This window comes from Ensifer sp. 2TAB8 (assembly GCF_052115125.1).
In the GTDB taxonomy this organism is placed as follows: domain Bacteria; phylum Pseudomonadota; class Alphaproteobacteria; order Rhizobiales; family Rhizobiaceae; genus Ensifer.
Genome location: NZ_JBFRGB010000002.1, coordinates 79,046 through 98,295 on the forward strand (window position 1 = coordinate 79,046; position 19,250 = coordinate 98,295).

The following is a 19,250-nucleotide window of genomic DNA, read 5'->3' on the forward strand; positions in this document are numbered from 1 at the left end:
CTGGCAACGGCTCGATTGCGCAATTCTGCGGTTTTCCGCAGCCTCCAAGGGGTTTTTCACCCCGCCCCCGCCCTGGTGAGCCCCTCGCGCAGATGCTGCGCATCGCTTTCCTGCGCATAATGCAGCGTGCCCAGAAACCTCTTTATCTCGAACTCCGGCGCCAGCGCCCGCACCTTCTCCATGTGCGCGCCTGCGGCGATCGCGTCGCCGAGCCAGCCGTAGCAGGCGGCGATGAAGGCGTGCTGGGTTTCGTCCATGCTCGAAAGGTGCATGAAGGCCTCGATCGCCTCGCCATATTGACGGGCAGCGAAATAGGCCTTGCCGAGGTGGCTCCAGAAGCGTTCCGGGTGGTGCGGATTGAGGCGCATGGCCTTGCGGATCCACTCCACCCCCTCCTCCGGCCGGCCGAGCCAGGTCAGAAGCTCGCCCTGCTGCACCACCACCAGATCGTAATTGGGGTTGAGGAAGAGCGCCCGCTCCTGGTGATAGCGCGCCGTGGTCAGCGCATTGTTGTTGACGTTGACGGCGGCAAGGATGCGGTGCACGTCGGCATCGTTGTCGTCGAGTGAAAGCGCCTGCTCGAGCTCGGCATTGACCTCGAGCCACGTCGCCTCCTTGTCTTCGCACCAGCCATAGACCCAGGCCTGGCCGAGAATGCAGGCCCGCCAGGCATGGGCATGGGCGTAGCCGGGGTCGAGCGAAACTGCCCGGTCGATCAGCGACTGCGCCCGGGCGTTGTCGGCAACGGTGCTGCGATGGTGCAGCACCTTGGCGGCCAGCGCACATTCGTAAGCCGCCATGTTTGCCGGCTTGGTGCGCGAGAGCTGGTCGCGCTGCGCGGCCTCCAGGCGCCCGGGCACGGTTGCGGCGATCGCCGCCGTCACCTCGTCCTGAATGGCAAAGATGTCGTCGAGCTGCCGGTCGTACTTGTCGGCCCAGATATGGGCGTCATTGACCGCATCGATCAGCTGCACGGTGACCCGCACCCGCTCGCCGATCTTGCGCACGCTGCCTTCGACCAGATATTGCGCCCCGAGGCTCGCCGCCACCTCGCGCGCGTTTACCGACTGGTTCTTGTAGACGAAGGAGGAATTGCGCGAGATGACGAAGAGCTCGTGCCGGCGCGAAAGCTCGGTGATGATGTCTTCGGTCAGGCCGTCGGCGAAAAACTCCTGGTCCGGATCGCCGCTCATGTTGTCGAAGGGCAGCACGACGATAGTCGGCTTGCAGACGCCCTTTTTCGCGTCGCTCGCCCCCGTCGCGGCCGGAAGGTCCAGGCCCTCGAGAGCGATGCGGTAGAGGCGCACCGACCGGCTGATGTTCTTCAGCGTCTTTTCTCCGAGATCTTCGATCGGCAATTCCAGCCGGTCGGCCACCTGCGTTGCTACCGCCGCGGTCACGCAGATGCCGCCGACCTCGGCCAGTTGCTCGGCGCGCGCCGCGATGTTGACGCCGTCACCGAAGATGTCGTCGTCCTCGAAGATGATGTCGCCGAGATTGATGCCGATGCGGAACTCGATCCGCCGGTCCTCCGGCACGTCGGAGTTTCGCCGCTTCATGCGCTGCTGGATCTCGACGGCGCATTTGACCGCGTCGGTCACGCTCTGGAATTCCACCAGCAGGCCGTCGCCCGTGGTCTTGATCAGCCGGCCCTTGTTCTTGGCGATCGCGGGATCGATGAGCTCGATGCGGTGGGTTCGAAGCCGCGCAAGTGTGCCCGCTTCGTCGGCCTCCATCAGCCTGGAGTAGCCGGCCATATCGGCCGCCAGCACTGCGGCGAGTCTTTGCTCCATGGGCTTGCCAAAAACGTTGAAAAGCGGCCCGTTCCGGACTTCCGGACCAAGGAGGTTCCCGATGCAATACTATCGCACGGTCGGACATTCGCCTATCTAAATTAGCGAGTTCTGCCCCTCTATCGGCACGGCTCCGCAGCGCATCGAAGGCCCGATCGCAAGCGCACCTTGGCCATGGCAAGCTGGCACCAAGCGGGCACCGCAATCTTTCGTTGTAGCCAGTGCGAAAGTGCCTAATCTCTTGTCGTGCGGGGCCCCTCAGTGAGCCTCACCTGATCTGGGGTCGTGCAAGCACGACATGGGAGTACGGCATTGGAGATACCGCGGCACCTGCACATTACGGAAACAGACGGATGGCTCGTGAACCACCGTATCGACTCGGCCTTGCCCGGCTACCTCATGATCAGTTCGAAGACAGACACCAATGACCTGTCTGACTTGCCGGCGAGCGCGCTAAGCGAACTCGGTCCGTTGCTGGCAACCGCCCAAACCGCACTGAAGAAACTTCATGCTCACCGCGTCTACATAGGCCGGTATGGCCACATGCGCGGCTATCCAATCCATTTTCACGTGATCCCCATCTATCATTGGGTCGAGGCGTTATTCTGGGGGGATTCCCGATATCGCTTGCTTCAGAATTTCGCCGACACCCGGGAAGCATCGACGGATGGCGCCGAACTGACGCTGTTTGTCTGGCGCGAATTCTGCGAGCGGCCGGATCCGCCTCTCGCCGAAGGGCCAACGGTGCCTGAAACCGTGGAATTGTTGCGGCACGTCATGCGTCCGCCGGCGCAAACTTGAATCACGACCTCGAATTTCGTCAGCCCGCGCTTGACATTATTTGCCTAAGGCAACTATTTATGTGCCAAAGGCAAATTCATAAAGGCGTCACCATGCCTCCGCAGCAAATCGACGACCGCGCCCTGACGGTGCGGCGCTTCAACCGCTTCTATACCCGCCAGATCGGCCTGCTTCACGAGCACCTGCTTGCCAGCGCCTTCTCGCTGACGGAGGTCCGTATTCTCTATGAACTGGCGCACCGGCCGGCGTTGACGGCGACAGATCTCTGCCGTGAACTCGGGCTTGACGCCGGCTATCTCAGCCGCGTCATCGCCGGCTTCGAGAAGAAAGGGCTGGTCGCCAAGACCCGCTCGCCGGCCGATGGCCGGGTTGTCCAGCTTGAACTGACGGAAGCGGGGCGCGAAACGCTTCAGCCCCTGGAGGATGCGTCGCAGCGCGAAGTGATCGCCATGCTGGAAAAGCTTTCCGTGCCGGAACAGCGGCAATTGGTCGGCGCGATGGTCGAGATCGAGAGCCTGCTTGCCGACGAGCGGACACCGGGCTTTGTCCTGCGTGATCCGCAGCCGGGCGACATGGGCTGGGTGATCCACCGCCAGGGTGCGCTCTATGCCGAGGAATACGGCTGGAGCACCGAGTTCGAGGCGCTGGTCGCCGAGATCGTGGTCAAATACATGCGCGAATACGACCCGGCATCGGACCGGTGCTGGATCGCGGAAAAGGACGGCAAGGTCGTCGGCTCGGTGTTTCTCGTCCGGCACGACGAAACAACGGCAAAGCTCCGGCTTCTCTATGTCGAGCCGAGCGCCCGCGGCCTCGGCATCGGCCGCCGCCTGGTCGAGGAATGCATGCGCCACGCCCGCCTTCTGGGCTATACACGCATGGTTCTCTGGACCAATGCCGGCCTCGACGCCGCCCGCCACATCTACGAGAAGGCCGGTTTCGCGCTGGTCGAGGAAGAACAGCATTACAGCTTCGGCAAGGACCTCACCGGCCAGACGTTTGCACGGGATCTGTGAGGCAGGCGCAGGCCGGAAGCAGGCCGCTTTTATGCCGCCAGATCACCGCCCTCGCCGCGCCCGAGCAGATGCGCTGCCGAGCGCCAGGCGTGGTGCGCCATCCGGTCGAGCCGGCGCACGGCATCGATCTCGGTAAAGGCATCGGCAGCGGTGAGATTTCCCGGCGTGACGGATGCGAGTGTCATGGCGCGGTGTTCCCGCTGCAACGCGTCGAGCGCCGTCGCCGCACGCTGCGCCTCGGCGAGTGCGGCTGCGATATCGGGCGAAACGGTCCAGGCGATCGGGGCTGCCCGGTCGCTCAGCGCCGATTCCGCGGTGATCGAGCCGCCGATCGCCTCCGCCGCCCGCATGGCATTGAAGCAAAGTTCGGCCACGCTCCGGTCCGCCGACGTGCCATTCGGCTCGGCCGCAGCCCCATGATCTGCCAGGGTTTCCACCAGGCGGGAAGCGTGGTCGAGTGCGTGCAGCGTGCTCGTCAGGCGGTGACGCTCGGCCTCCGTCTCCGGCGGCTCCGTTAGCTCCGAGAGAAAGTCCCTGATCTTTTCGAGCGCTACGGCGGCAGCCTGCGCGCTCTCGGGCTTCAAGCGCTCGCCCCCGGAAACCGCCGCGGAGACGTCGCCGGCCACCGTCTTCAGAACGGCGGCGACGACCCGCCGGGCGGTCTCGACCGCAACCACGGGGTTTGCCAACGTGCTCGGATCGAGCGCGCGCTCGAGCGCCGTCTGCCGGGAAGGCAGCAGCCACTCGACCGCCCGCGTGAACCATCGCGTTGCCGGCAGCAGCACGGCAACGCCCACAACGTTATAGGCCGTATGATAGGCGGCAAGCAGCGTCATGCCGTCGACAGAAGCCGAGAATGTTTTCATCAGCGCTACGGTAAACGGGAAGGCGGCGATCGCGATCAGTGCCGCAATCAGCTTGAAGAGCACATAGGCAAGCGCCAGGCGCTTGGCCGTCGTGCTGGCACCGATCGCCGCCAGCGCCGAGCTCGTCGCGGTGCCGATGTTCTGGCCGATGATCAGCGCGGCCCCCTGCTCCAGCCCGACGGCACCGGCGTAGAAGGCCGAAATGGTGACGGCGATGGCAGCCGTCGAGGACTGCATGACCGCGGTCATCGCAAGGCCGACGACGATCAGTGTCAGCAGGCCGAATGAACCTGCCGCCCAGCCGACATCGGGCATGCCGAGCACGGCGGGCAGATCGGAGGGGTTGAGGCTTTCGGCAAGGCCGCCCATGCCCTGCTGCAGCGTCGTCAATCCGTAGAGCACCAGCGCGAACCCGGCGAGCGCGCCGCCGGCCGCCGCAATCCGCCCGCCGCCGAGCAGCCTCATCAGCGCGCCGAGGAAAATCAGCGGCAGCGCATAGCTCGACAGCGAAACCCGTACTCCGATCAACGCCACCAGCCAGCCCGTTCCGGTCGTGCCGACATTGGCGCCAAAGACGAGGCCGAGCCCCTGCGGAAAGGTCAGCAGGCCGGCACTGACGAGCCCGATCGTCGTCATCGTCACCGCGCTCGACGATTGCACCAGCAGCGTCACCACCGCGCCCCAGAGCGCACCCGAAAGCGGCGTCGCCGCTGCCTTGCCGAGCACAGTGCGCAGCGCCGATCCCGCCAGCGCCTTCAGGCCGTCGGTCATGACGGTCATGCCGAGCAGGAACAACCCGACGCCGCCGAGAATGGCAATTGCTGTCGACATGCGCGCACCTCGCCTGCAAAGCGAACATGGCTTTGGCCATGGAACCCACAATGCAGCCGGAAATCGCGCGGCGGAAGTACGTAACCGTAACGCCGTGTATTCTCGGGCACGGCCGAGATTCAGGCGCCCCGCCGCATCAGGGCTTGGCGCTCAGGCCGGAGCCAAGGGGAAGAGCCCGGGAGCCGGCACGAAGTTAGCGTGCCGGCCCTTCACTCGGAAGCGGATGCCAGTTGCCGGCCGGTCGATGCGCCGGTGACGAGGCTGAACGCCCCGCCGCAAAGCTGATAGAAGCCATCCTGAGGAACCGGCAGCTCCAGCATTTCCCGCCTGGAGAGGCCGGCATAGACGCCGCGCAGCAGCCGACCGAACAGCCCGTGGGAAATCGCGACCGTCGGCCGACGGATATCCGCAAGCCAGCTTTTCGCGCGGGCGCAGGCGGCATCGAAACTCTCTCCGTCCGGCGAGCGGAAGTACCAGTCGAAGATATCGGAGCCATCGAGTTTGCCCGGATACTCCATGCCGATCTCGAACGCCGTCATGCCGTCCCAGCAGCCGACCGAGACCTCCATCAACCGCGCATCCTCGCGGCTTGCAAGCGGCAACACCCGCCGCACCCTTTCGGCAGTTTCGCGGGTCCGTCCGAGCGGGCTGACATGCATTTCGAAAGTTTGAGTCTCGCCTTCGATTTCCGCACGAAGGAGATTGGCGACGAAATCCGCCTGCTCGACGCCACGCGCCGTCAGCGGCGAATCCTGCTGCCCCTGGAAGCGGCCGAGTGTGTTCCAGACGGTTTCGCCGTGACGGAGGAGATAGATCATGGGTGTTGTCCGCCTGTGCTGGGCTGATGGTCATGTGATGCCGCCCGACAGATGGCGCCACTATCAGGCCACCACGAAATTGTCGAGCTCTCGGCTCGCGCGCTCGCCCTCTCGCGCTTGAGAGAAGATTGTGCTCAATAGATTCCTGCAATCAAGGGAGGCACAGGTGTCGCAAAAATACATGTGGGCGGTAGCGCCGATACTCGTGCTTGGCCTAAGTTCCACCGTGCCCATGGCGGCCTCCGCTGAAGAGGACACCTGTGCACCTGTTCACTCAATGATCGCCAAATTCAATGCTGTCCCCAAAGTGCGGTTCACAGGACCTAGCGCGGGCGAAGGGTGGTCGGGGATCCAGGACATCATTGTCATCGGTTCTAAACAATACAGTCGCCACGAAAGCGGCTCGTGGACTGTGGTGCCGCGCAAGATAGCCCCGCCGGAATCGGCGACGAACTGCGCGCTTCTGCGCCACGAAGACGTTGGGGGGATCGCTGCCACGGTCTACCAATACGAAAGGCAGATCGAACAGGACTACAAGGCGCGCATCGAAATGTGGGTTTCCAAGGAAACCGGGCTGCCGCTAAAATCCCACTTCAGGACGTTGCCCCTGGACGACCTCTCCGAGCGCAAGCTGAGCTATAGCTACGGCGACGACGTCAAGGCACCGATTTGAGACAGGCCGGCTTCAGCAAGGCGATGGTACGAGTTGCAAAGACAATCGCTCACGATATCGCCTTCATCGCGTACATTGCCTTCCAGATGGCCGCGGCGCTTGCGATCGTACCTCCATTGCTCTGGTCTCTCATTGGACGAAACGACACGCTCCCCCCTCAATCCACCGGATCCAAAATATCCGGCATATCGTTCTTCGACGAACCGACCTTGCTCCCGATCTTCCACATGGTCATCAGCTCGGGCGGAAACGGCTTCATCAGGTCAGGCGCTTCCGGCTCGGGCGAAAGCCAGCGCTCGTAATCGTCGGGATTGAGGATCACGGGCATGCGGTCGTGGATATCGGCCATCATGGCGTTGGCGTCGGTGGTGACGATCGCGAAGGTGCGGATGTCCTCGTCGGTATCGGGGTTGCGCCAGCTCTCCCAGATGCCGGCCAGGCAGAAGGGTTCGCCCGTCTTCATGGCGATCGCGTAGGGCTGCTTATCCTTGCCGGTGCCGTGAATGTCCTTCCACTCGAAGAAGCCGTCGATCGGCACCAGGCAGCGCCGACGCTGATAGCTCGATCGGAACTTGCTGGCGATCGTGTCGGAGCGCACATTGACGAGCGGCCGCCCCGCCTTCGGGTCCTTGGTCCAGCTCGGGATCAACCCCCAGCGCGCCGAAACGAAGACCGGGCCGAAGAGATCGGGATCGCGGATCACGTCGCGGATGATGATCGGATAGATCAGCGTCGGCGCACCGTTATAGCGCGGAAACTGGTTGGCAATCGCTTCGACGCTGCCACGCTCGGCAAAGCCAAAGGCGCGCAGCAGCCCCTCAAGATTGGTCTTCAGATAGACGCGTCCGCACATGATCGCCGCTCCCGCAACATGCAGATTTTCGCAGATACTACCCGATTTGCGAGTAAACATGCCGCAATTCTCGCGATCATATGAAACCAAGGGGGAGGCTTACGGCTGCTCTTCGCCCTCCTCCGGCCCCTTGGCGTAGTCGCAGATCGACGTCGAGTAGATCGTCTGGCCGTCGACTTCCCCCTTGGTGAGGCCAATCTCGAACTCGCCGAATTTCTCGTGGTTGTAGTAAACCGCCTGTCCGATGAACTCCGACAGCCGGCCACAATCGCCGTTGCCGGCTCCGGTATAGACCGCAATGGTCTTTCCCTCGAACGTGCCTTTCAGCACCGCCTTGATATCGATCTCGCCACGCGTCATGCGAAACGGCTGATCCGGCTCGTCGGGATTTGCAAATTCGACGCCGTAGGTCACCGTCCTCATTCGGCCCTTGATGACCAGATCCGCCTGCTGGAACTTTTCGGCAGCGGTTTTTTCCGGCTTTCCAAGCTCTCTGTGCCCGCAAGTGCAGGCGGACGCTTCAGGCGCCATCAGCATGACGAAAACCGGGGCGGCGACGAGAACCGCAGCACGAATTGAAATCACGGAAATCTCCCTTGAACGCCCCCGCGACATGACGGAGAACAAGGGTATCCATGATTGCAGATCGTGGACAAATGTGGGCAGAAGTTGCGGCAACGAAAGGCCCGGCGGCACCGGATCGGCCAGCGCCCGCGGTGGCTCCGACAGATAGGGAGCCCGCCTCGCAGGAGGAAGCGGGCTTCTGTTCTCGGCGTTACTTCACCTCTTCGAAATCCGCCGGCTTCCAGCTGCCGTCGAAGGCAGGGCCATCCGGTCCATAGATTCGGATATAGGCAAACCAGCCGCGACCGGGCACGGTCTTGACCCAGCGGTTCTCGGCGTCCTTGGGCGCCTGAGGACCGAAATAGAGATCGACCGGCTCGGTCCCCTTCACGTCCTTCAGCTCGAACAGCGAGCGCAGCGCCGCCTTGTCCTGGTCGGTCTGCACCTCCGAGCGGGTCTGGGCGTCATAGACGGTGACCGACCAGAAGAGCTTGCCCGGCACCGGCTGCGGGATCGAGAGCTTGTACGTATTGCCGCCGTCGAGATAGGCGCCGGTGCCGTCGCGCGCCGCCAGCCAATAGAGCGAGCCGGCGCCGGCCGTGCGGCGGAACATTGCCGGCGAGGTCACGATCGCCTGGGCAAACCAGCGGTCGCGCGCTTCGAGATCGACACCGGCAGGCGTTTCGAACTGGGCGCTGCCGGGCACCAGCCCCACCCATTCCCACTTGCGGTCCGGCCATGCGAGCCGGTCCGGCCGATCGCTGTCGAAGGCGGAGACGAGCAACTGGTCGCGCCCGTCGCGGGCCGCCTTTTCGAGGATCGCCGTCATGCGTTCGTCCGGCTTGAATTCCTTGCCCTTCTCGATGCCGAGCGACTGCAACAGCCCATACATCGGCAGGTATTTCTCGACGACCGGTTCCTGTTGGACGATCTCGTTCAGCTTCTGCCAGAACTGGATGTTGTCCTCCCATTTGAGCGAGGTGCTGTCGAGCACCATCTCGGTCGTGTCGACCACCTTCAGCGGCTTCGGGTTGGCTGCCTCCGCGAGCGGATAGATCTTGATCGCCTTCAGCGCGTCGAGCGCCTTGGCCTGGTCGCCCCCGACGGGCAGGGCGCGCACGGCAAGCAGGTTCTTGTAGCTCGGCGTATGGCCGACGAGATAGCCCTCGGGGATCACATCCTTGTAGTCAGGCCCGACGATCAGGTGCTTGCCGCCTTTGCCGGCGTCAGGGCCGGGAATGCCCATGTCCTGCACCCAGCCCTGGTTATGGTCGTTGACGAGGCCGATATAGGCGCCCGGCGGCAGCTCGATCACCATTGGCCCCTTGGAAACGTCGATCGTCGCCGAGCCGTAGGGCGTGTCCGAATTCAGCGTGAAGCCCACCTGGCGGGGCCCGCCGCCGCCCCCATTGCCTCGTTGTCGTTGATCCCGACAGAGCGGTTGCCGTTGAAGATACCCTCGACCGAAACGGTGGGATACCAGAAGCGATAGGCGGTGATCGCGCGCTGCAGGTCGGCGTCGTCATAGGCCTTGGCGCTGGTTTCCGCCGTCGGATAACCCTGCACGAAGCTGTAGCCGGAGGTGCCGTTCGCCGTCGCCGGCAGCGTGTGGGTCAGGCTCACCGAGGCCATAGCGGCAAGGAACAACAGGCTCTTGGGTCTGCAATACATCAGGCTTGTCTCCAAGAATTACTTCGGCTTGGGAATGCTTCCAGGCAGGAAAGAGGTTGGGGCGGCGGCGGTCGCCACCCCCTTCGGGATCACGGCAGCTTCACGACATCAGGCAGTTTCCAGGTCTTTTCAAAGAGCGGCTTTTCCGGCCCGTAGAGCCGGAAGAGCAGTTCGAACTTGCGGGCGGGATCGACCGGCACCCAGTTCGCCTCCTTGCCATCAGGCGCCTTGGCGCCGAAATAGACATCCACCGAGCCGTCGGCGTTCTTCTCTACGCCCTTTCCGATCGAGGCGACGCTGGCCTTCGCCATGTTGCGGATCAGCGCATGCGTCTCGCGGTCATAGGCCGTCACCGACCAATATTGCTTGACCGGCGCATCCTTCGGCACCACGAGCTTGTAGCTGGCGGCGCCATCGAAAGGGTTGCCGTCCTTGTCCCTGTTGGTCATCAGATAGAATTGCGCCGTGCCGATGTGTTTGATGCCGGTGAAGCCGAGCGTGTAGGTCACGCCGCGGGCATCGACCGGATAGCTGTTCTGGTCCGAATAGGCGTCCGATGCGGCGGCGACCATGTCCGGCAGGCCGGCCGGAAACCAGCGAATGCCCTCGTTGATCACGGGGAAGCCGGCGTCATAGCGCGCGGAAAGCTCGGCCTTGGCTTCGGCCGCCGCGGCGTCGAGCAGCCCCTTCGTCTCGGCGCTTGGCTTGTAGGGCTTGCCCTTCTCGATCCCGAGCGACTTCAAATGATCGATCATGATCCGGTCACGGGTGAGCCATGGCTCGGTCTGAACGACGCGGTCGAGGTTTTCGAAGAAGCTTGCGTCGAAGCGGATGGTGCTGTCGAACAGCACGTCATAGGCGTCGGTGAAGGTCGTCGCCGGCGGCTTGGAAGCCTCGGACATCCGGTAGATCTTGACCGTCTTGCCATAGGCGACCGACTTTTCGATATCGGCGTCGGCATGGCTCTTGAGATTGGAGCGCAAAAGCGCAAAGCCGGTGAAGGTGTCCGAGCGGAGCGGGATGAAGCCTTCCGGCACCTCGCCCATATAGTCCGGCGGCAGGATCAGGTACTTGCCGCCCTTGCCCTTGTCCGCCCCTTCCGGCCCGGCGTCCTCCAGCGGCATCTGCCAGGCGTTGACGATGTTGCCGGCGATCGATCCGCCTTCGGCCGGCGGGATCTCGATGATGATGGGTCCGTCCGTCACATTCCAGAAGGACATGAAATAGATCGAATCCGGATTGGGGGTCAGCGTCTGGTTCTTCCAGTTCACCGGGCGCGACCAGTAGATGATCTCGTTGGCCTTGGCCTTCGTCTTCGAAAGCATCTCCTGCAGCATCAGGTCGGCGTTGACCGCCGGCATGCCCCAGATAACGGCGTCCGTCGCCCGGCGTTCGATGGCGCGGCGCTGGAGGTCTTCAGGTAATAGGTCCTGTGCCGATACGCTGACCGTCCCGGCAAGGAGCGCAAGCGCTGTAAAGGCAACCCGAAGCATGTGGATCCTCACTTTCGACGTTTGAAAGCCTGGGCACCAAGCCGTGAAGCGCGTGGCCCCGCTCCGACAAGATCTGCTGTCACCAAGTAGAGCCCTCCGGCGCGAGGGGAAGTACGTAACAGTTACCGCCGCGGCGAATCCGCCACCGCAACGCCATCACGTCCACGCCTTTCAGTCCCGGGGCTTGACATCGGAAAAAATTAGGTAGATCGGTCTACCTAGAAGACTGGAGAAAGCGATGAGCGAGAAAGCGCCGGCACGCGAGCGTCTGCTGAAGGCCGCAGCCGAACTGTTCTATCGGGATGGGGTCGGCGCGACGGGTATCGATGCGATCACCGCCCATGCGGGCGTCGCCAAGATGAGCCTCTACAACAACTTCTCGTCCAAGACCGATCTGGTGAACGCCTATATCGAGGCACGCCACCGGGAATGGCAGGACCTTTACCGCGAGCGCCTGGCCCATGCGGCAACGCCGCGCGAGCGGGTTCTGGCGATCTTCGACAGCTATGTCGACCACGCCGAAATGGCCTACTCCTGGGGCTTTCGCGGCTGCGGGCTCTTGAATGCCGCAGCCGAGCTTTCCGTCGGCGATCCCGCCCGCGAGATCGTCGCCTCGCAGAAGGACGAGGTGGAAATGCTGTTCAAACAATATCTCCGGGAAATACGGCCCGAGGCGGGCACCGCCATCGACGAGACTGCGGAGCATCTCTCCTTTTTGCTCGAAGGCGCCATGTCGCGCGCCGGGCTCGACGGTCATGACGCCCGGCTGAAGACCGCGCGCAGGATCGCCATCTCGATCATGGACCAGCTATGACCTCCAGGACTTCCGCTTCTTTCGTCGGCTTCGCCTGCGTGCTGACCGCTTCCGCCCTTTGGGGCACCACCGGCACCACCGCCACCTTTGCCAGAGGTGTCAGCCCGCTCGGCATCGGCGCCGTCGCCATGGGCCTTGGCGGCCTGCTCTTGGCGCTGACGGCGCTGCACTCGATCGTGAAAGGCCGGGCAAAGATTGCGGCGCAATGGCCGATGCTCGTCCTCGGCTCGCTGTCGGTCGCGATCTATCCGCTCGCCTTCTACTCCTCCATGCACCTGGCCGGTGTCGCCATCGGCACCGTCATCTCCATCGGCTCGGCGCCGCTTGCAGCCTCCGTGATCGAGCGGATCTTCGACGGACACAAGCTGACGACCCGCTGGCTGCTCGGCGCTGCCGCTGGCCTCTCGGGCGCTGTGCTTCTCGTCCTGTCGGAAGGCCACGGCGGCGCAGGTGCTGCCGACGCGCCGACCGTGCTCTACGGCATCCTGCTCGGCCTCGTCTCCGGCCTGCTCTATGCGCTCTATTCCTGGGTGGCGCGGCGGCTGATGCAGGCGGGCATCCCGCCACGCGCCGCCATGGGCTCGATCTTCGGCGTCGGCGGCACCCTGCTCCTGCCGGTGCTCGCCGTCACCGGCGCGCCGCTTTTAGCGTCGTGGACCAACGTCGCCGTCGGCATCTACATGGCGCTGGTGCCGGTGCTTATCGCCTATGTGCTCTTCGCCTATGGCCTCGCCCGCGTGTCGGCCACCATGGCCACAACGCTGTCGCTGCTCGAACCTGTCATTGCCGCCGTGCTTGCCGTCGTCATCGTCGGCGAGCGGCTGCCGGCCGAGGGCTGGGCGGGCATCGGGCTCATCGTCGGCTCGCTCTTCATCCTCACCCTGCCGATACCGGGCGGCCGCCGCCGAACCAGGTCCCGGCCATCCGCCGCCGTGATCGACACGGCCCTCCCCACCCGCTGACACCGGAACCCTTGATATGAGCGACGTTGCCGCGCTGCCTTCCCGCGGGTCAAACCGAGTGTGGGCAATCCTCATCCTGGTCCTGCTCGAGGCAGCGCTGGTGGTCTCCTGGAGCGCCGGTTTCGTCGGTATCCGCTTTGCCATCGACCACGCGCCGCTGTTCCTGATCCTCCTCTGGCGCAGCCTCATCTCCGGCCTGGTGCTACTGCCTTTCGCGCTGACGATCGGACCGAAGATCCGCATGAAGGATGCCGTGCCGCAGATGCTCTTCGGCGCGCTCGCCATGTCCGGCTATCTCGCCGGTTTCGCGCTGGCGATCTCCTATGGCGTGCCCACCGGCCTCGTGGCGCTGATCACCGACATGCTGCCGCTTGCCGTCGCCATTCTCTCCTGGCCGGTCCTCGGCCAGGCGCTCACCGCCCGCCAGTGGCTCGGCTCCTTCATCGGGCTGACCGGTGTCCTGATCGCCTCCGGCTGGTCGCTCGATATCGGCGACGTGCCGCTCTGGGCCTATGGCCTGCCCGTTCTCGGCACCCTGTCGCTGGCGCTGGCCACGCTCCTGCAGAAGCGCAGCCCGGCGGGTACCATGCCTGTGCACCAGAGCCTCTGCATCCAGTGCCTTTCGGCGGCAGCGATCTTCGCGCTCTTTGCCTGGCACGAGGGCAGCGTGCTGCCGGTCCTCGATCCCGGTTTTGTCGGCGGTATCCTCTGGCTGGTCTTCGTCGCCACCTTCGGCGCCTGGAGCCTCTATTACCTTGCGCTGAAGAAATCCTCGCCCGCCCGCGTGACCGCCATCCTGTATCTCAGCCCGCCGGTGACGATGATCTGGGCTTTCGTGATGTTCGGCGAGCCCCTCTCCTGGGCCATGGCCGCCGGCCTCACCGTCTCGCTCGTCGGCATCGTCCTCGTCGCGAGAGCACGGGAACCGGCCCGGGAACAAAAACAGCCGGCGCACGCTTAGGAAAGCCACCCAGTTACGGATTGCATCTTGCAGTGGTGTCAGCGACAGCTTCGCTGAAACCACTGGGGGCATCGGTCATGAGCTTTTCCGAAATCAAACCACGTCACGTGCTCTGCCTGCTCGGCGGTGAACGCCCCTTCTCCAAGCTTTGCGAGGTGATCCAGTCGGCGATAGACGATTTCGCGCCGGGCTTCGAGATCGAGCCCAAGGGCTTGGGCTGGCTGGATTCCTGTGACAGGCACAGGAATGAGGGAGGCCTTGTTGGCGTCTGTATCATCCATCGCCTCCCCAGCGGTTTGGCACGAGGCCAACAAGCCGGGTTTCAAAACCCGCCTGCCCCACCGCCCGTCACGCCCCCTTGCATCGCACCTCGATTCGTAATAATTGAAGTTACATGAAGAAAGACAGTCGCCTTTCCTCCGTCCTGCACGCGCTCCTGCACATGGCCGAGCGCGGCGAACCCTTGACCTCGGACGAGCTTGCCATGTGCATGCGCACCAATCCGGTCGTCGTTCGTCGCACCATGGGCTTCCTGCGCGATGCCGGCATCGTTTCCTCCGCCCGCGGCCATGCGGGCGGCTGGGCGATCACCGCCGATCTCAAGACCGTGACGCTTCGGCAATTGCACGAAACACTCGGCGAGCCCGCGATCTTTGCCATCGGCAACCGGCAGGAAATGCCGGAATGTCTCGTCGAGCAGGCGGTCAATGCCGCCCTCGACACCGCCTTTGCCGAGGCCGAGGCGCTGCTGCTCGACCGTTTCGCCCACGTGACCCTTGCCGACCTCGCCGAGGACTTTGCCCGGCGGCACCGGCTCCGATCGCACTGACAGCAGCCGATCGATCCGTCCTGACGTGATCGATCCCGACACATCCGGTTATCCCGGGACCGCTTAGATCGCGGTTTTCCGGCCGGAACCCTATTGCCCAAAGCCCGGGTAGAAACACTGGTTCAAGAAACCGGTGGGCTGGCCTGCGCCCAACCGAAAGGAAGACCCATGCAACAGGACGTCATCATCATCGGCGGCAGCTATGCCGGCATGGCCGCCGCCCTCCAGCTTTTGCGCGCCCGCCGGCGCGTGACGATCATCGACGAGGGCATTCGCCGCAACCGCTTCGCCAGCCATTCCCATGGCTTCCTCGGCCAGGACGGCATCGCCCCCGGCGAGATCGCCGCGAGCGCCCGCAAACAATTGCTCGCCTACCCCACGCTCACCTGGATCGACCGTCGCGCCGTGACGGCGAGCGGCAAGCAGGATGCCTTCGTCGTCACCACAGCCGATGGCGCATCCTTCGAGGGCCGGCGCCTGCTCTTCGCAACAGGCGTCAAGGACGGCCTGCCGGAGATCGAGGGGCTGGCGGAACGCTGGGGCAAGAGCGCCTTCCATTGCCCCTATTGCCACGGCTACGAGCTGCACCAGGGCGAGATCGCCGTCATTGCCGCAAGCCCGATGTCGATCCATCAGGCCCAGCTCATTCCCGAATGGGGCAAGGTGACCTTCTTCACCAATGGTGCGATTACGCTCGATGCCGAAGGCCGTGCCGATCTCGTCAAGCGTGGCGTCACCATCGACGAGACGCCGGTCGCGCGCCTTGAGGGCCATGCCGACGTGGTGCTCACGGACGGCCGCCGCCTGCCGTTCGCAGGCCTCTTCGTCGCCACCCGCACCGCGCCCGCAAGCGACATTGCCGAACGCTTCGGCTGCGAGATCGAGGAGACGCCGATGGGCTTGCAGATCCGGGCTACGGCCGCGAAGGAAACCACCATTCCCGGCGCCTATGCCTGCGGCGACGTCGGGCGCGTTCCCCACTCCGTCTCGCTCGCGGTCGGCGACGGCGCCTGGGCGGGCGCGCAACTGCACCGCTCGCTGGTGTTCGGATAAACGCGCACCCGCATTGCGGGCGCCCCCTGTGAAGACAAAAAGGAAGACCGAACGGACGCACTCGCTTTGCGCCGTTCGGCTCCCGGCCTTGTCAAATCGGCGCCCCCCGTGCTTCGTTCGCTTCAAACCTGAGTTTGGAGTCCGCATCGATGCCCCTTGCCCTTACCTGCTTTCAGGGTCGCGCCGGCGATCACAATGACCTCGGCATTCCCGGCGCGAAGTCCGTTGCCGCCCATCTCGCCCGAAAACTCGGCCTCGAAGCCGTCACGATCGGTGAACCGGAACCGGCGATGAACGGCCACTGGACGGTGGAGCTCGAAGCCGCGATGCCGGCGCTCAGGCGCATGCAAGATCGCTTCGACACGGTTTACGCCGAAGGCTCGTTTTCGCTTGCCGCGACCAGCCGTTGCGCCGTCTCGCTGGCAACGCTGCCAGCCGTCGCCAGGCACCACGCGGATGCGGTCGTCGTCTGGTTCGACGCCCATGGCGACCTCAATACGCCCAAGGCCAGCAGCACCGGCTATCTCGGCGGGCTGGCGCTCTCTGGGCCCTGTGGCCTGTGGCAGTCCGGCCTCGGTGACGGGCTCCCCCTCGAAAATGTCGTGCTCGTCGGCCAGCGCGACCTCGATCCCTTCGAGGCCGAACTCATCGAGACGAAGCGCATTCCGTATATCCGCCCCGGCGCCGACCTTCCACAAAGGCTGGCGCAGGCTGTCGCCGGCCGGCCGGTCTATATCCACCTCGACTGCGACGTGCTCACCCCCGGCATCGTCCCCACCGACTACCAGCATGAAAACGGACTGTCGCTCGATGAGCTACGCGCGGCTTGCGGTGTCCTTGCCAGGAGCAAGGTCGTCGGGCTGGAGATCGCCGAGTTCCAGAACGCCTGGTCCGAGGGCGGTGACCCGGTTTCGCCCGAACCGCTGATCGATGCGCTGGAACCGCTTCTCAAGAAGCTTGGCCGCTGACGCTAAAGCCGCGCCGCATTGCGCAAAGGCGGTTTGGGCGTAGCATGATCCTCCCGCTTGCGCTTGGGTCACGGCTGCGATGGTACTCAGATCGGTCCTTATTGCCTGCGCCTTTTTTCTTTGCGGAAGAGCCTCCGCCGAGCCGCTCAGGGTCGACCTCGAACTGGTACTCGCCGTCGACGTCTCCTACTCCATGGAGCTTGAGGAGCAGCGGATCCAGCGGCAGGGCTATGTCGCCGCCTTTCTGGAGCCCGCGCTGATCGAGGCCGTCGCGAACGGCCCGCTCGGGCGCATCGCCGTCACCTACGTCGAATGGGGCGGCGCAGCGGTACAGGTCACGCCCTGGACGCTGATCGATGGTCGCGGCACGGCAGCGCAATATTCCGAGCTTCTCAGCCGGCAACCGATCCGGCGGATCGCCTTCACCTCGATTTCCAACACGCTTGCCTTCACCCGACGGCTGTTCGATCTCAGCCCCTTCGAAGGCAGCCGCCGGGTCATCGATATCTCCGGCGACGGCCCCAACAATTCCGGTGTGCCCGCCCCCGTCGCCCGCAATTCCACCGTCGCCCGTGGCATCACCATCGATGGCTTGCCGATCATGCTGAAGACGCAGCAACCCGATAGCGCCTCGATCCCGGACCTCGACGCCTACTACCGCGAATGTGTGATCGGCGGCGACGGCGCCTTTCTCGTGAAGGTGACGGACAGCAGCGAGTTCGCCAAGGCGATCCTGCGCAAACTCGTCACGGAGATCTCCGGCCAGGAAGTGAGCCGCCTGGATACGGCGCCAGTGCGGCCGGCCCAATACGGCAAGGACTACAATTGCTTCATCGGCGAGGAGATGCAGGAGCGCATGATCGGACGTTAGACCGGCACACCGCCCCATCCACAGCCAGGAACGCGCAATTGCTTGACTCTAGTTAGGCGCCTTATTATCTGTCGCCTTATGACAATGCTGGAACAGAAACACCGGGCCCTGCTGCAGGAAGCCGAGCGTCGGGCGGTCGCCGAGACCGGCAACATGCGCGCCTGCTTCGAACTGCTGGCGCTTACCGGCGCGATCGATCGGGACTGCGCCGCAAGACTGGCACCCCACCGGCTTTCGGAAGGCAAGTTCGTTATCCTCTTCCTGCTCAACGATCAACCCGCGGGCCTGTCTCCGCACGAGCTTGCCGACCGGGCCGGCGTGACGCGCGCCACCATCACCGGGCTCATCGACGGTCTGGAGCGCGACGGCTTCGTCGAGCGCCGCTCCGGCCTTGATGACCGGCGCAAGATCGCGGTCGTACTGACCGAAACCGGCCGCAAGACCGCAGGCAACCTGCTCGGTGAACACAGCACCTGGATCGCCTCGCTCTTCGCCGGCTTCAGCGTCGAAGAGCACCAGACGTTCCACAGGCTGCTGCAGCGCATCTGGAATAATCTCGAGACCACGGCGTCGCAGGCCACATCGGAAACGCAGCCGTGACCGAGAACCAGACCAAAGCACGCGGCGTCGCCAGCATTGGCGCCGAGCGCCTGGCGCAACTGAACGCCGGCGCTGAAGCTGCGACCCTGACCGAATGCCTCGCCGTCGATTTTGCAGCACTCATGGCCAGCATCCTGCCCGGCATCGGCGACGATGCCCTTGCCGAGATGAGAGCGGCCGCCTCGACCGGCATTTCCCGGCGCATGCCGCTCGCCGCAAAGCTGATCGCGGAAAGCCTCGGTCCTTCTGCGCTGCAAGAGCTCGCGCATCATTCCTCGGACACGGCGCGGGGCTGGGCCTGTTTCATGGTCGCGGCCGTGGATGACATGTCCCTCGCCGAGCGGCTGACCGCGATCCGACCTCTCGCCGACGACAGCCATTTCGGTGTGCGCGAATGGGCCTGGATCGCCGTCCGCCCGCATCTCGCCGCAAATCTGGATCAAGCGATCGCCCTGCTGGCGGCCGGCTGGACATCCGATCCATCCGAGCGCATCCGCCGTTTCGCCTCGGAATCAATCCGCCCGCGCGGCGTCTGGTGCGCCCATATCGCAGCGCTCAGGAAGGAGCCCGAACGCGCGTTTTGCGTACTGGAGCCGTTGCGCGCCGATCTCTCCCCTTATGTGCAGGATTCGGTCGGCAACTGGCTGAACGATGCGGCCAAGGATCGGCCCGAGTGGGTCCAAGCGCTCTGCGCGCGCTGGTCCGCTGAAAGCTCGGGACCGGCGACGACGCGCATCTGCCGCCGCGCGCTTCGATCCATCGCCACGAAATCCAGTTCCGGAAACGCTTGAGGGCGCCCGGAATTGCATACCC

General features: G+C 64.3%; 21 protein-coding genes. 12 read left to right on the forward strand and 9 right to left on the reverse strand.

Annotated features, from left to right (window positions below; genetic code table 11):
• Nucleotides 1–56: 56 nt before the first annotated feature.
• Nucleotides 57–1,793, reverse strand: a complete 1,737-nt coding sequence (locus tag AB4Z53_RS06070) for an adenylate/guanylate cyclase domain-containing protein (protein ID WP_441595280.1) — start codon at nucleotides 1,791–1,793, stop codon at nucleotides 57–59.
• Nucleotides 1,794–2,105: 312 nt separating this feature from the next.
• Between AB4Z53_RS06070 and AB4Z53_RS06075 the strand changes: the two genes are divergently transcribed.
• Nucleotides 2,106–2,594 (forward strand): HIT family protein, encoded by a 489-nt coding sequence (locus AB4Z53_RS06075; RefSeq protein ID WP_223724780.1) that lies wholly within the window; start codon nucleotides 2,106–2,108, stop codon nucleotides 2,592–2,594.
• A gap of 92 nt (nucleotides 2,595–2,686) precedes the next feature.
• Complete coding sequence (locus AB4Z53_RS06080) at nucleotides 2,687–3,610, forward strand: bifunctional helix-turn-helix transcriptional regulator/GNAT family N-acetyltransferase (protein ID WP_441595281.1); 924 nt, start codon at nucleotides 2,687–2,689, stop codon at nucleotides 3,608–3,610.
• Nucleotides 3,611–3,639: 29 nt separating this feature from the next.
• Here the strand turns inward: AB4Z53_RS06080 and AB4Z53_RS06085 are convergent, their stop codons facing one another.
• Together AB4Z53_RS06085 and AB4Z53_RS06090 are read right to left on the reverse strand one after the other, a co-directional pair.
• Nucleotides 3,640–5,307 (reverse strand): Na/Pi cotransporter family protein, encoded by a 1,668-nt coding sequence (locus AB4Z53_RS06085; RefSeq protein ID WP_441595282.1) that lies wholly within the window; start codon nucleotides 5,305–5,307, stop codon nucleotides 3,640–3,642.
• A gap of 209 nt (nucleotides 5,308–5,516) precedes the next feature.
• Nucleotides 5,517–6,125 carry a histidine phosphatase family protein gene (locus AB4Z53_RS06090; protein ID WP_441595283.1) on the reverse strand — a complete coding sequence of 203 codons (609 nt, stop codon included), beginning with the start codon at nucleotides 6,123–6,125 and terminating at the stop codon, nucleotides 5,517–5,519.
• Nucleotides 6,126–6,291: 166 nt separating this feature from the next.
• Between AB4Z53_RS06090 and AB4Z53_RS06095 the strand changes: the two genes are divergently transcribed.
• Nucleotides 6,292–6,798, forward strand: a complete 507-nt coding sequence (locus tag AB4Z53_RS06095) for a hypothetical protein (protein ID WP_441595284.1) — start codon at nucleotides 6,292–6,294, stop codon at nucleotides 6,796–6,798.
• 157 nt (nucleotides 6,799–6,955) lie between these two features.
• On the opposite strand, the gene AB4Z53_RS06100 is transcribed toward AB4Z53_RS06095, so the two are convergent.
• The 5 genes from AB4Z53_RS06100 to AB4Z53_RS06120 all read right to left on the reverse strand — a co-directional run bounded on the left by AB4Z53_RS06100 (nucleotide 6,956) and on the right by AB4Z53_RS06120 (nucleotide 11,379).
• A complete protein-coding gene (locus AB4Z53_RS06100) occupies nucleotides 6,956–7,651 on the reverse strand; it encodes an SOS response-associated peptidase (RefSeq protein ID WP_441595285.1) in 696 nt (231 codons plus the stop codon).
• 99 nt (nucleotides 7,652–7,750) lie between these two features.
• Nucleotides 7,751–8,236, reverse strand: coding sequence for a hypothetical protein (locus AB4Z53_RS06105; protein WP_291150506.1), 486 nt, complete (start codon nucleotides 8,234–8,236; stop codon nucleotides 7,751–7,753).
• A 190-nt stretch (nucleotides 8,237–8,426) separates the two neighbouring features.
• Nucleotides 8,427–9,599: a DUF1254 domain-containing protein gene (locus AB4Z53_RS06110; protein WP_441595286.1), complete on the reverse strand. Its 1,173-nt coding sequence runs from the start codon at nucleotides 9,597–9,599 to the stop codon at nucleotides 8,427–8,429.
• Nucleotides 9,584–9,886: a hypothetical protein gene (locus AB4Z53_RS06115; RefSeq protein WP_441595287.1), complete on the reverse strand. Its 303-nt coding sequence runs from the start codon at nucleotides 9,884–9,886 to the stop codon at nucleotides 9,584–9,586. The genes AB4Z53_RS06110 and AB4Z53_RS06115 overlap by 16 nt, the downstream gene beginning before the upstream one ends.
• An 89-nt stretch (nucleotides 9,887–9,975) precedes the next feature.
• On the reverse strand, nucleotides 9,976–11,379 hold the full coding sequence (locus AB4Z53_RS06120) for a DUF1254 domain-containing protein (RefSeq protein WP_441595288.1): 1,404 nt from the start codon (nucleotides 11,377–11,379) through the stop codon (nucleotides 9,976–9,978).
• Nucleotides 11,380–11,617: 238 nt separating this feature from the next.
• Between AB4Z53_RS06120 and AB4Z53_RS06125 the strand changes: the two genes are divergently transcribed.
• Genes AB4Z53_RS06125 through AB4Z53_RS06135 form a run of 3 tightly spaced genes read left to right on the forward strand, consistent with a single transcriptional unit; the run spans nucleotide 11,618 to nucleotide 14,116 of the window.
• Nucleotides 11,618–12,193, forward strand: coding sequence for a TetR/AcrR family transcriptional regulator (locus AB4Z53_RS06125; RefSeq protein ID WP_291150495.1), 576 nt, complete (start codon nucleotides 11,618–11,620; stop codon nucleotides 12,191–12,193).
• Nucleotides 12,190–13,155, forward strand: a complete 966-nt coding sequence (locus AB4Z53_RS06130) for a DMT family transporter (RefSeq protein WP_441595289.1) — start codon at nucleotides 12,190–12,192, stop codon at nucleotides 13,153–13,155. The genes AB4Z53_RS06125 and AB4Z53_RS06130 overlap by 4 nt, the downstream gene beginning before the upstream one ends.
• Nucleotides 13,156–13,171: 16 nt before the next feature.
• Nucleotides 13,172–14,116, forward strand: coding sequence for a DMT family transporter (locus AB4Z53_RS06135; RefSeq protein ID WP_113538978.1), 945 nt, complete (start codon nucleotides 13,172–13,174; stop codon nucleotides 14,114–14,116).
• A gap of 38 nt (nucleotides 14,117–14,154) precedes the next feature.
• On the opposite strand, the gene AB4Z53_RS06140 is transcribed toward AB4Z53_RS06135, so the two are convergent.
• Nucleotides 14,155–14,397: a hypothetical protein gene (locus tag AB4Z53_RS06140; RefSeq protein WP_441595290.1), complete on the reverse strand. Its 243-nt coding sequence runs from the start codon at nucleotides 14,395–14,397 to the stop codon at nucleotides 14,155–14,157.
• 113 nt (nucleotides 14,398–14,510) lie between these two features.
• On the opposite strand from AB4Z53_RS06140, the gene AB4Z53_RS06145 reads away from it, so the two are divergent.
• The 6 genes from AB4Z53_RS06145 (at nucleotide 14,511) to AB4Z53_RS06170 (ending at nucleotide 19,228) form a co-directional block, all read left to right on the forward strand.
• Nucleotides 14,511–14,945 carry an RrF2 family transcriptional regulator gene (locus AB4Z53_RS06145; protein WP_034793085.1) on the forward strand — a complete coding sequence of 145 codons (435 nt, stop codon included), beginning with the start codon at nucleotides 14,511–14,513 and terminating at the stop codon, nucleotides 14,943–14,945.
• A 168-nt stretch (nucleotides 14,946–15,113) separates the two neighbouring features.
• The gene (locus AB4Z53_RS06150) at nucleotides 15,114–15,998 is read left to right on the forward strand and encodes an NAD(P)/FAD-dependent oxidoreductase (RefSeq protein ID WP_441595291.1); all 885 of its coding nucleotides are present in this window, start codon (nucleotides 15,114–15,116) and stop codon (nucleotides 15,996–15,998) included.
• Between the two features lie 149 nt (nucleotides 15,999–16,147).
• Nucleotides 16,148–16,966: an arginase family protein gene (locus tag AB4Z53_RS06155; RefSeq protein WP_441595292.1), complete on the forward strand. Its 819-nt coding sequence runs from the start codon at nucleotides 16,148–16,150 to the stop codon at nucleotides 16,964–16,966.
• 79 nt (nucleotides 16,967–17,045) lie between these two features.
• Complete coding sequence (locus AB4Z53_RS06160; protein WP_441595293.1) at nucleotides 17,046–17,837, forward strand: DUF1194 domain-containing protein; 792 nt, start codon at nucleotides 17,046–17,048, stop codon at nucleotides 17,835–17,837.
• 78 nt (nucleotides 17,838–17,915) lie between these two features.
• Complete coding sequence (locus AB4Z53_RS06165) at nucleotides 17,916–18,437, forward strand: MarR family winged helix-turn-helix transcriptional regulator (protein WP_113538973.1); 522 nt, start codon at nucleotides 17,916–17,918, stop codon at nucleotides 18,435–18,437.
• Complete coding sequence (locus tag AB4Z53_RS06170) at nucleotides 18,434–19,228, forward strand: HEAT repeat domain-containing protein (RefSeq protein WP_291150459.1); 795 nt, start codon at nucleotides 18,434–18,436, stop codon at nucleotides 19,226–19,228. The genes AB4Z53_RS06165 and AB4Z53_RS06170 overlap by 4 nt, the downstream gene beginning before the upstream one ends.
• Nucleotides 19,229–19,250: the final 22 nt, after the last annotated feature.